Below are 11,561 nucleotides of genomic sequence, written 5' to 3' on the forward strand. Positions count from 1 at the left end.
TGGGAAGCGCTAAAGCGCGACACCGCTGTCTGCGCACAATGTGTTCTGATGCTTCAAAAGCATTGTGCGCGTTCGACTGCGGCTACCAAGGCATGATGCATTTAACCCGCCCACCAAGTGCCTATTGTGACTTTGCAGGTCCACCCATGTATCCCGGGCCAAAGGTAGCCTTCATCGTAGCCCGGCGTTCCAGCCACCCGATGGCCTGTTTCACCGATCGTTCCTCCACCATCGGGTCACGGGCCAGTTCCTGCGCTAGCGAGCACCACTTCCGCCTCTGGCGCAGCCGCTGGCTCGCCAACACCCGCGCCACCAGCCGCGCCAGCCGATAAGGAAACACCACTGCCTCCGCTTCCGGAATCCGGAAGAGTCTCTCGGCCAGCGCAGAGTGTGCCTCACTGGAAGTGCTGGATGGCATCTGAAATAGCCTAAATCACCCGCCACCATTCTCAAAGTGCGATTTACACCCCCCACTAGCTCGCCCCTCGGGGGCTTGGTCATAAGTGCCAATCAGTGTCCATCAGTGGTAAAAAGCCGGGCCTTCCCAAGCACATCCGGCCAATCCCCGCCGCATCCGCCCCAAATCCGGCATGAAAGATGCCTCTGGAGATGCGTATCTTCATCCCCCTAAGTTTGCAAAAAATGCCCCTGAATTCTCGCCATCTCGCCCTGGCCGGCTTTGTCGTCGCCGCGTCTGCCATTCATGCTGCCCCGGCCTCGGACTGGAAGGCCGTGGAGCCGTTTCTGGCGGAGAAGTGCTACAGCTGCCACGGCGGTGAGAAGACCAAGGGCGATGTCGATTTGAAGCAGTTTGCCGCCGATCCCAAGCTGGCGACCGAGTTCGAAATCTGGACCAAGGTGAAGGACAGCATCGAAAGCGGCGACATGCCGCCGAAGAAGGCCAAGCCGCTCTCTGCCGAAGAGAAGACCTCCATCACTGGCTGGGTCACGCATTCGCTGAACGTGCTAGCGGAATCCAAGTCGGGTGATCCCGGCCCCGTGACCATGCGCCGCCTGACGAATGCGGAGTATGACTACACCATCCGCGATCTCACCGGCCGAGACTACCATCTCGCGGATGAGTTTCAGACCGATGGCGGCGGTGGTGAAGGCTTCACGAACACGGGTGATGTCCTTTTCACCAGTCCCTCGTCCATCGACAAATACTTCGCTGCGGCACGCAAGCTCGCGGAGCATGCCACGGTCATGCCGGGCACGGGCATCGTCTTCAATCCTGGCCGCATCGGTCTGCGCGGACCGGAGCAGGTGAAAGCCCAGGCCCAACAAGGTTTGTATGTGTGGTATCAGCAGAAAGCGGCGCTGTATCTGCCCAAGGACTTTGATGACATGCGCGAGGCGGACTACATGCTCGCCTGCTGGAAGCACAAGACCACGCAGAAGCCGCTGGACCAGCTCGCGAAGGAGATGAACCTGAAGCTGCCCTTCCTGCAAAACTGGTGGAAGCTCGTGAACTCCACCGAGCCGAAGTCACGCTACCTCGATCTCGTGCGCGTGGGCTGGCGTGAGCTGCCTGCGGCCGAAGCGGAAGCACTACCGCGCATCAAAACCATCCAGGCCGACCTGCTCTCCTGGAACAATCCCAAGAAGCCCGGCAGCGGTGTGCAGCGCCGTCAGCAGGATGCAGATGGCATCCGCCCTTACACCGTCAGTACCGAGGTGAATGGCAAGCCACATGTCTTTCTCTGTATTGGCGATACCGGAGATGGTGGCAAAGGCGACATCGCGCTCATTGAGAAGGCCACACTGCGTACGAAGAAGGGCTGGCTCAAATACGCGGACTGGCTGCCCAAGCAGATGGAGGAGGACCGCAAAGCCCTCGCGGCCACGCCGCCGCCTGCCGATGCTGACAAGCGCAAGCAGCGCCTCGCTGATCTCGAGAACGTGAAGAGCCTGATGGGCAAGCATCCACAGGAAGGTCGTCAGATCGATCCTGGGATCATCGGCATGGCCGCGCCCCAGGTGCTGAAGATGCCCGTGCCTCCGGACACCATCGAGATCCGCGCCGAGGCACGTCTCGATTTGAAAAATCCCGAGGCCGAGTTTGCCACCCTCCAGTGGGCCTTCTCCACGGACAAGCCGCGTGATGTCACGAAGATCATGCCTGGTGTGCTCACCGTCTGGAAACGCCAGACCGATGCGGCACGTCTAACTATGAGTGATTTTGGACGCATGAAGGAAGCCTTCCCCGACATGTTCGAGCGCCGACTTGAGGAGGTCGCACGCAATCTCTACCGCAACGGCAAGGCCGGCATCGGTGTGTATTACCTCAGCGATGAGCAGCTCGGCCAGATCCTCGGTGAGAAGGATCGCAAGCAGCTCGAGGCGATGAAGAAGGACTGGAACTTCGTCACGCCTGCCAAGCTCAATGCCCAGCAGCAGAAGGACTATGACACTTCCTTGCTCGCTCATGTGCGGTACTTCGCCCAGCGCGCCTGGCGCCGACCACTGGCTGGTGAGGAGGCGAAGAAGCTTGAAGCCCTCTATGTCGATGGTCGGACCAAGGGTCTCGATTCCGAATCCGCCGCGCGTGAGGTCATCGTGCGTGTGCTGGTGTCGCCTAACTTCCTCTTCAAAGCAGAGACACTGCCACAGGTGGCTGACACGAAAGCCACGGATGTGCCGCTCAGCGCGCATGAGCTTGCTTCACGTCTCAGCTACTTCCTCTGGGCCTCCATGCCTGACTGGGAGCTGAGCAAGGCTGCGAATGATGGCAGCCTGCTGAAGCCTGAAGTGCTCGCCGCGCAAACGCAGCGCATGCTGCGTGATTCAAAAGCATCGGCTCTCGCGAAGGAGTTCGCCGGCCAGTGGCTGAAGTTCAGCGGCTTCGAATCGTATAACAACGTGGATGACAAGAAATTCCCGCAGTTCACGCCTGAACTTCGTGATGACATGCAGCGCGAGATCGTGGAGTTCTTCACGCATCTGGTGCGCGAGGATCGGAATGTCGGTGACATCATCGGTGGTGACTACACCTTCGTGAATGAGCGCCTTGCCGGCTTCTATGGCATGCCAGAGATCAAGGGCGGCGAGTTCCGTGAGGTGAAAGCCTCGCAGCAGAACCGCGGCGGCATCCTCGGCATGGCCGCCATCCTCACCAAGACCTCGCGTCCGCAGCGCACCAGCCCCGTGCTGCGTGGTGACTATCTTTATCAAGTCGTGCTTGGCTTCAGCTCACCACCGCCGCCGCCAAACGTGCCCGAGTTGAAGGAGACCACGAAGCCTGCTTCACTTCGTGAAGCTCTCATGCAGCATCGCGCCGACCAGGCCTGCTCCGTCTGCCACGACCGCATCGATCCTCTCGGCTTCGCGCTGGAGAGCTTTGATCCCATCGGCCGTCTCCGCACCGCTGATGAAGCCGGTGGCAAGATTGATGACACCGGCGAACTCAAAGACGGCACCAAGTTCCAGGGGCTCGCCGGACTGCGCGACTACCTGAAGAAGAACCAGCCCCAGTTTACCAACCAATTTTGCCGCAAGCTCCTCGGCTATGCTCTCGGCCGCCAGACACTCCCCAGCGACCGCAAGCTCCTCGCCCAGATGCAGGACTCCCTGGGAAAGAACAACGGCAAATTCTCCGCCGCCGTCCTCGAGGTGATCAAGAGCCGGCAGTTTTTGAACCGGCGTAATGAGGCGGCGGTGGCAGGGAATTGAATGAGGTGAAAACGCAGCAGGGTGTGCATCGTTGAAGCACTTCCACCCTCATGCGCTGGCTCATCCCACTCGTCGCTCTCTGCACCTCGCTCACTGCTGCGGATCGTCCGAACATCCTGTTCTTCTTCGCGGACGACCAGCGCTATGACACGCTCAGTTGCGCGGGACATCCCATCGTGCAGACGCCGGCCATCGACCAGCTCGCAAAAGATGGCGTGCGCTTCAGCAATGCCCATGTGACCACGCCGGTGTGCTGGGTGAGCCGGGCCGTCCTTTTCACCGGCCAGTGGGCACGCTCGCATGTGCAGCGCAGCATGGTGCCCGTCGTCAAACCGGAAGCCGCTGCCACCATCTACCCGGTCATGTTGCGCGAGGCAGGGTACCGCACCGCGCATTTTGGCAAATGGCACTTCCGTGGCCCGCAAGGCTTCAAGCCCGAGGCGCAGTTTGATGCCTTTGAGAGCATCACTCGCAATCCTTACATCAAGACACTGCCGGATGGCACGAAGCGTCATGAAACAGACATCATCTGTGATCGCGGCATCGACTTCATCAAGGCACAGTCCAAGGACAAACCCTTCTGCATCCAGCTCTCCTTCAATGCCGCGCATGCGGAAGACAATGATCATCGTCCAGGCATCGGCCACTATCCCTGGCCGGAATCCACGAACGGCATGTATGAAGACCGCAGCATCCCGCCGCCACGACTCGGGGATCCGGCCATCTACGAGGCGCATCCGCAGTTCCTGAAGGACAGCATCAATCGCACCCGCTTCTTTTGGGGTTACGACACACCGGAGAAGTATGAGACGAACGTGCGCGCCTACTATCGCATGATCAGCGGTATCGACAAAGGCATCGCGCGAGTGCTCACTGCGCTGAGGGAAGCGGGTCTGGATGAGAACACCATCATCGTCTATTCCGCGGACAATGGCTATTACCTCGGCGACCGCGGCTTCCAGGGCAAGTGGTCGCACTATGAGGAATCTCTACGCGTGCCCATGGTCATCTACGATCCCCGTCTGCCGAAGGAGAAGCGCGGACGAGTGGCTGATGACCTTGTGTTGAATGTCGATCTGCCTGCGACCTTCATCGCGTGGACCAATGCCAAGCGTCCTGATGCCTATGAAGGCCGCAGCCTTTCTACGCTGGTGGAGGGCATCGGCAGTGACAAACCCTGGCGCACGCATTTCTTCGGAGAACATGTGGATCTCGCGCCCACACTGACCTGGGAAGGTGTGCGTGATCAGCGCTATGTCTATGCACGCTACTTTGATCAGAAGCCTGCCTTCGAGTTCCTGCACGATCTCCAGACTGATCCCGATGAATTGAAGAACCTCGCCACGGATGCCGCACATGCCGACACGCTGCAAAAGATGCGCCAGCTCTGCGATGCCGAGATGAACGCACGCGGCGGAGCCCTGCCGCCGTTGGATCAAAGAGGCCCGCAAGTCGAGGGCAAAGGGCCGAACAAGAAGAACAAGAAAAAGAAGAAGTCTGACCTTTGACCTGCTCACCCAACCCTTCATGAAAGCGATCCTTACTCTCCTCCTCTTTGCCCTTGGCTCCTCGCTCCTGGCGGCCGACAAGCCTAACATTCTTTTCATCGCCATCGATGACCAGAACGACTGGATCGGTCATCTCGGCGGTCACCCCATGGCCAAGACGCCGAACATGGACAAGCTCGCGGCGCGCGGCACCACGTTCACCAACGCGCATTGCAACATGCCGCTGTGCAATCCTTCGCGGACAAGCCTCATGCTCGGCCTGCGCCCGACCACCACGGGCATCTATGGTCTCTCACCCTGGTTCCGGACGCTTCCGCAGTGGAAGGATCGCGTGGCTCTGCCGCAGCACTTTGCCAATCATGGCTACCTGACCGCTGCCACGGGCAAAGTGTATCATGGTGGCAGCGGCGGAGGTGGTGGTGCAGGGAAGGGGAAGGGCAAGAAGGCTAAGGATAAGGCTGCCGCAGCCACCACGGACACACCTGAGTTCCAGGTCACCGCGCCCTATGGCGGTGTCGGCACCAAGCCACCGAAGAAACTGATCGGCGATACCCCGATGGGAAACAACCAGCTCATGGACTGGGGCGTCTGGCCTCTCGACAATGACGACACCGGCAAGGGCGACTACCAGGTCGCTTCCTGGACGGCGGAGCAGATCAAGTCCGCACCGAAGGACAAGCCCTTCTTCATCGCCGCCGGGTTCTTCCTTCCCCACGTTCCTTGTTATGCCACGCAGAAGTGGTTCGACCTCTATCCCGATGACGACAGCGTGCTGCCCAAGATCCTCGAGAACGACCGTGCGGACACGCCACGCTTCTCCTGGTATCTGCACTGGAGCCTGCCCGAGCCTCGCCTGAAATGGGTGAAAGAGCATAACCAATGGCGTAACCTGGTCCGCAGCTATCTCGCCTGCACCAGCTTCGTCGATTCGCAGATCGGTCGTTTGCTCACTGCCTTGGAGGAGGCCGGTGTCGCGGACAACACCATCGTCGTGATCTGGGGTGACCACGGTTGGCATCTTGGTGAAAAGGAGATCACGGGTAAGAACAGCCTGTGGGATCGCGGAACGAAGGTGCCGCTGATCTTTGCCGGTCCTGGAGTGAAGTCCGGCCAGCGCTGCAACCAGCCTGCGGAGCTGCTCGATATCTATCCCACGCTCATCGAGCTCACTGGCGTGACCAAGCGCGATGACCTCGAAGGCCTCAGCCTTCTTCCGCAGCTTCAGGATGCATCGACCAAGCGCGAGCGCCCGGCCATCACGAGCCACAACCAGGGCAACCACGGCATCCGTAGTGAGAAGTGGCGCTACATTCACTATGCCGATGGCACCGAGGAGCTCTACGACATGGTGAACGATCCGAATGAGTGGACGAACGTTGCTTCCAAGCCAGAGAACGCTTCGGTCATTGAAGAGCACAAGAAGTGGCTGCCGAAGATTGATGTTCCGCCTGCGCCGAACAGCGCCAGCCGGGTGCTCACGTATGACAAGAAGACCGATGAGGCAGTGTGGGAAGGTGCCACGGTGAAGAGGGCGGATCCGATACCTCAGTGAGATGAAGCAGGCGCGGAGCGTCCCGGAGTGCGGTAGCAAGCGCTAAGGCGCGACACCGCTAGGTGCGCAGAGGACGTTCTCGTTGTTAGGTGGCGCTGGGGGCGCACGACAGCGGTGTCGACGATGCAAGGGTGCCCTTGCATCTCTGCCACCGCACTCCGGGACGCTGCTGCGACTCCAACGCTGCCTACATCCCCAATCTCTTCGTCCCATCCTCAGCCTTGAAACTCATCTGCACATCACGGCCAGCCATCTTCAGATGCATCAGGTTCACCTGATCTTTGAAGATGTTTCCAAAGACTGCGTGCCGGAGTGTCCAGCTTTTCAGATCTCCGGGCACTGACATCTCAAAATACAGGGTGACTGCCGGATCGTTGCTCTTCGCGCTTTCCTCATCCTTCTCGCGGCCTAACCAAGTGATAGTGGCACGCTTTCCGGCATCATTGGTGAGCACAAGGCAGTTCGTGAGATAGTCCAGGATCACGGCATCAAACTGATCCGCAGGAGTCTTCTCAAAGCTTAGCAGCTTCTCCGAATGCCGCATGAGGGCCAGTTCGAGGTCATTGATGAAGACTGTGAGGCTGACCTCAAGTTTCTGAGTGACGGAGTTGTACTCGGCTTCCGCAGTGGACTGATGCAGCGAATGCGCCTGCGCCCATGAGGCGCAGGCCAGGGTCAGAATGAGAATGACCCTTTGAAGGCTCATTTCGGCTTGATGTTCTTCACACCGTCCTTGGCCTTATCCTTGTCTTTCCCTTCGGTTTCGATTTTGACGGTCGCCTTGCTCTCCTCCTTGTCGGGCTTGGTCAGCTCACGCATCGGGTTCGGAGACTTGTCATCCTTGTAGAGCTGGAACTTGCTCTTCACGGGACGACGAGGCCAGAAGTTGTTCTCCACGTTCGTGTCCACCAGCTCCTGGCGCGGGTCAAAGGTCACGGCCTTCAGTTCCTTCTTCGTCAGCAGCAGTTTGGACGCCTTGGTGGTGTTGAAGCGCCAGATCTCCACGGGAAGCTTGATCTCCTCGCTGCTGCCGTCGGTGTACTCCACCTTCAGCACGAGAGGTGTCACAAGGCCGCCGACATTGCTGAACTCAATGACATAGAAGTTATGCTTCGTCTGCAGCAGCGCGGGATCGATCTCCTCTTCCTTGAGGTCCTTGATAAGGGCCTCGAACTTCTTCTTCTCGCTCGGAAGCACGGTGGTTTCGTTGTAGCTGTCGTAGAAGTCTTTGAGTTCCGGGAAGCGGTCGATGCGTTTGGAGAGCGGATAGTTCTTCTCGCGTGTGGTTGTCTGCGGCAGCTCGTCCTCTTCCTTTTTCTTCTTGGGCTTTTCGATCGCAGGATCACGGGTGTCGAGCTGCATCCATTTCACTTCATCGATGGCCACATCGACATGGTCCACGCTGTAAAACCAGCCGCGCCAGAACCAGTCGAGGTCCACGCCGCTGGCGTCTTCCATGGTGCGAAAGAAATCGGAAGGCGTCGGCCGCTTGAACATCCAGCGCTTCGCATAGGTTTTGAAGGCGTGGTCAAAGGCCTCACGGCCGAGAATGTGCTCGCGCAGAATGTTCAACGCCGCTGTTGGCTGGCCATAGGCGTTTGGCCCGAGATCGGCGATAGATTCGGAATTCGTCATCACCGGCACACGATCGCTGAGGCGCATGTAGTCCACCATCCCTCGCTCATTGCGGCGATGCTTCCAGTCGTTCTCCCATTCCTCCTCGGTGAGATACTCGACGAAGGAGTTCAGGCCCTCGTCCATCCAGGTCCACTGGCGCTCGTCCGAGTTCACGATCATCGGGAAGTAGTTGTGACCCACTTCATGGATCACCACGCCGATGAGCGCATATTTGGTTCGCTCGGGATAGGTGCCGTCCTTTTCAGGACGTGGACCGTTGAAGCAGATCATGGGGTATTCCATGCCACCCACCGGACCATTCACGGACCAGGCAACAGGATATGGATACTCAAACGTGTAGCGTGAGTAGGTCTGGATGGTGTGGGCGATGGCATGGGTGGAATACTTGTCCCACAGCGGCAGCGCTTCTTTAGGGTAGAGAGACATGGCCATCACGGGCGCTCCCTTCACCTGCGCACCTTCCACAGCCATCGCGTCCCACATGAACTTGCGGGAGGAGGCAAAGGCGAAGTCACGCACGTTCTCGGCTTTGAAGACCCAGGTCTTCTTGCCCTTCGGCTTGCCTTTCTCAGCGGCTTTGGCTTCCTCAGGTGTGACGATGAAGACGGGCTTCTTGGTTTCAGACTGGGCCTTCTTCAAGCGTTCGCGTTGCGTGGGCGTGAGGATCTCCTCGCCATTCTGCAGCGCACCGGTGGCGGCTACGAGATGGTCATCTGGCACGGTGAGGCGCACGGTGTAGTCACCAAACTCCAGCGTGAACTCACCCGTGCCGAGAAACTGTTTGTTAATCCAGCCCGCGTAGTCCGTGTAGGCCGCCATGCGCGGAAACCACTGCGCGATGGTGTAGATCGTGTTCCCGTCCTCCTTGAAGTGCTCATAACCCGTGCGCGCATTGATGCGCTCGCAGTCGTTGATGGGATAGCTCCAGCCAATCTTGAAGACAAAATCCGCACCCGAGGCCAGCGGCTCCGGCAGATCGATCCTCAGCATGGTCTTCACGATGCTGTGCGGCAGAGCCTTGCCCTTTGCATCCGTCAGCTTGCTGATCTTCATCTCACCGTCGTAGCTTTCATAAGCCAGCAGGCGGTCCAGCGCATAGTAACTGACCTTCTCCGGGTCCACCCCACGCTTGGTGTTAGGCGCGGAGCGCGAGTCCGCGTTGTGCGAGAGGTAGTTCTGATCCAGCTGCACCCAGAGGTAGGTCAGCGCATCCGGCGAGGTGTTATGATAGGTCACCGTGGCCTCGGCTGTGATGGTGCGCTTCACGTCATCCAGCTCCACGTCCACGTCATAGTCCGCGCGGTTCTGCCAGTAGTCCTTTCCCGGCGCCCCGGAGGCGATGCGCTGCGCCGAGGGAGTCGGCACGGTGGAGTCGAGCTGCTGGAATTTGCCGACAGGTGCCCCGGACTCAGCAACGGCGGCAAGCGGCAGGAGGGCGGAAAGAGAAAGCAGGAGGCGTTTCATCGCCCGGCATTCTTCCGAAGGCGGAGGGAATGGCAAGCCCGGTCTCGCGGCTTCGTTCTCCGGAAGAGTGATTGCGCCCCTTTGGAGCATGGGGCAAAACCAGCGCCCCTAATCCCCACCCCATCTTCCTTATGAACATCGGCATCATCGGCGCAGGCCAGATCGGCGGCACTCTGGCCCGCAGGCTCACTCAGCTGGGACACTGCGTCTCCATCGCCAATTCACGCGGACCCGAGACCCTCGCCGATCTCGCGGCTGAATCTGGTGCCGCGGCGAAAAGCGTGACAGAGGTGGTTCGCGGCGTGGACTTGGTGATTGTCTCCATTCCCCTGAAGAGTGTACCGCTGCTGCCAGCCGATCTCCTCAAAGATGTGCCAGAGAGCGTGGTGGTCGTGGACACGGGCAACTATTACCCCTCCTTCCGCGATGGGGTGATCGAAGCCATCGAGTCCGGCATGACGGAGAGCGGCTGGGTGGCCAAACATTTGGGCAGGCCGGTCATCAAGGCCTTCAACTCCATCACCGCAGTGAGCCTGAACGAAGGTGCTCTGCCCCCAGGCAGCCCGGGAAGGATCGCCGTGCCGGTGGCCGGTGATGATGCGGACTCGAAGGATCTGGTGATCCGCCTCATGGGTGAACTTGGCTTCGATGGCCTGGATGCAGGCACGCTGGATGAATCCTGGAAGCAGGAGCCCGGGACACCGGTGTATGCCACTGACCTGGACCTTGATGCAGCACGCCGTGCTTTGTCACAGGCAAATCGTGCGCGCTCTCCAGAGCTGCGTGAGCTGGCCATTCAGAAGATGGTACAGCTGATGCAGCAACCGCAGGGGTTCGCGCATCAGGACTTGATCCAGATGCTGCGGTCACTGCACTGACCATGGGCGGGTTCTTTCGCGTCGGTTGACGAGAAGGGTTGGGCGGGAGCGAAGATCGTCAGGCCATGACTCATTCATGGGCCGAAGATGCCGACACTCCACCGCCCAACCCTTCACGCTCGCATCCAACGCGAACTGTTCTGAAAAGGCTGGGTTGGCCGACTACCTCAGGCGACGACGGCGGAGCAGCGTGAGGAAGCCGGTGATGCCGATGAGCAGCGCACCCGCAGGTTCAGGCACCGCATGGGTTTGCAGATCGAAGTTTGCCGGATCCACGGTGTAGTTGCCAGCGCCCTGCTGGTTGTTCACGCCGCCATAGATCACCGCGTTGGCCCCAGACACGCGCCACTCCAGGGGCATCTCCGTCTTGTCTCCAGGCACGGGAAAGAGCCAGTCGTCGGCCGTGTTGAGATCCAGGCTGTTGTTGGTGATCAGCGCCCACTCGCTGAGGAAGTTGTAGGCGTTCAGAGAGTTGTAGATGAAGATGTAGGCCTGCTCATTCGGGGCGAAGCTGTAGGCTGGCAGTGGCGGCGAGGAGTCGGAGACACCGCCGTTGAGCAGCGTGGCGCTGGAGGCAAAGTAGCTGAAGGTGGAGTTCCAGCCGTTGGCCGCAGGAGCCGTGGCCCGGTCAAAAGGCTTCCAGTTCGACTGCCACTGGTCGAGGTTGTCACCCGTGGGGACGAAGCTGCCGAAGGAGCCGAGCTCGAAGATATAGCTGTCATCCAGCGCGACGCCGTTGCTGTCCAGGATGCTGCCACCCACGGAGCTGCCCCAGTCGATGGTTCTGGAATGCACAGCCGTCACACCGAGTCCGAAGACCATGGCAGCGAGAAGAAGGATGCGTTTCAT

At 59.6% G+C, this 11,561-nt stretch carries 8 protein-coding genes; 4 read left to right on the top strand and 4 right to left on the bottom strand.

Annotated features, from left to right (window positions below):
- Nucleotides 1–121: 121 nt before the first annotated feature.
- On the bottom strand, nt 122–418 hold the full coding sequence (locus BGE01nite_RS04995) for a hypothetical protein (protein ID WP_146849172.1): 297 nt from the start codon (nt 416–418) through the stop codon (nt 122–124).
- 224 nt (nt 419–642) lie between these two features.
- Between BGE01nite_RS04995 and BGE01nite_RS05000 the strand changes: the two genes are divergently transcribed.
- The 3 genes from BGE01nite_RS05000 to BGE01nite_RS05010 are packed head-to-tail and all read left to right on the top strand — an operon-like array spanning nt 643 to nt 6,732.
- Nucleotides 643–3,672 (top strand): DUF1592 domain-containing protein, encoded by a 3,030-nt coding sequence (locus BGE01nite_RS05000; protein ID WP_146849173.1) that lies wholly within the window; start codon nt 643–645, stop codon nt 3,670–3,672.
- 50 nt (nt 3,673–3,722) lie between these two features.
- The gene (locus BGE01nite_RS05005) at nt 3,723–5,180 is read left to right on the top strand and encodes a sulfatase family protein (protein WP_146849174.1); all 1,458 of its coding nucleotides are present in this window, start codon (nt 3,723–3,725) and stop codon (nt 5,178–5,180) included.
- Between the two features lie 19 nt (nt 5,181–5,199).
- A complete protein-coding gene (locus BGE01nite_RS05010) occupies nt 5,200–6,732 on the top strand; it encodes a sulfatase (RefSeq protein WP_146849175.1) in 1,533 nt (510 codons plus the stop codon).
- A 187-nt stretch (nt 6,733–6,919) separates the two neighbouring features.
- On the opposite strand, the gene BGE01nite_RS05015 is transcribed toward BGE01nite_RS05010, so the two are convergent.
- Together BGE01nite_RS05015 and BGE01nite_RS05020 are read right to left on the bottom strand one after the other, a co-directional pair.
- Entirely contained in the window at nt 6,920–7,438 is a 519-nt protein-coding gene (locus BGE01nite_RS05015) for a DUF6702 family protein (RefSeq protein WP_146849176.1), read from the bottom strand.
- Entirely contained in the window at nt 7,435–9,834 is a 2,400-nt protein-coding gene (locus BGE01nite_RS05020) for a M1 family metallopeptidase (RefSeq protein ID WP_170266597.1), read from the bottom strand. Before BGE01nite_RS05020 ends, BGE01nite_RS05015 begins: the two co-directional genes overlap by 4 nt.
- A 71-nt stretch (nt 9,835–9,905) precedes the next feature.
- Here BGE01nite_RS05020 and BGE01nite_RS05025 point away from each other — a divergent pair, with 71 nt between their 5' ends.
- Nucleotides 9,906–10,712, top strand: a complete 807-nt coding sequence (locus tag BGE01nite_RS05025) for an NADPH-dependent F420 reductase (RefSeq protein WP_218032901.1) — start codon at nt 9,906–9,908, stop codon at nt 10,710–10,712.
- A gap of 162 nt (nt 10,713–10,874) precedes the next feature.
- Here the strand turns inward: BGE01nite_RS05025 and BGE01nite_RS05030 are convergent, their stop codons facing one another.
- Complete coding sequence (locus BGE01nite_RS05030) at nt 10,875–11,561, bottom strand: PEP-CTERM sorting domain-containing protein (RefSeq protein WP_170266598.1); 687 nt, start codon at nt 11,559–11,561, stop codon at nt 10,875–10,877.

Origin of the sequence: Prosthecobacter gellanilyticus, assembly GCF_007992435.1 — a bacterium.
Classification (GTDB): domain Bacteria; phylum Verrucomicrobiota; class Verrucomicrobiia; order Verrucomicrobiales; family Verrucomicrobiaceae; genus Prosthecobacter; species Prosthecobacter gellanilyticus.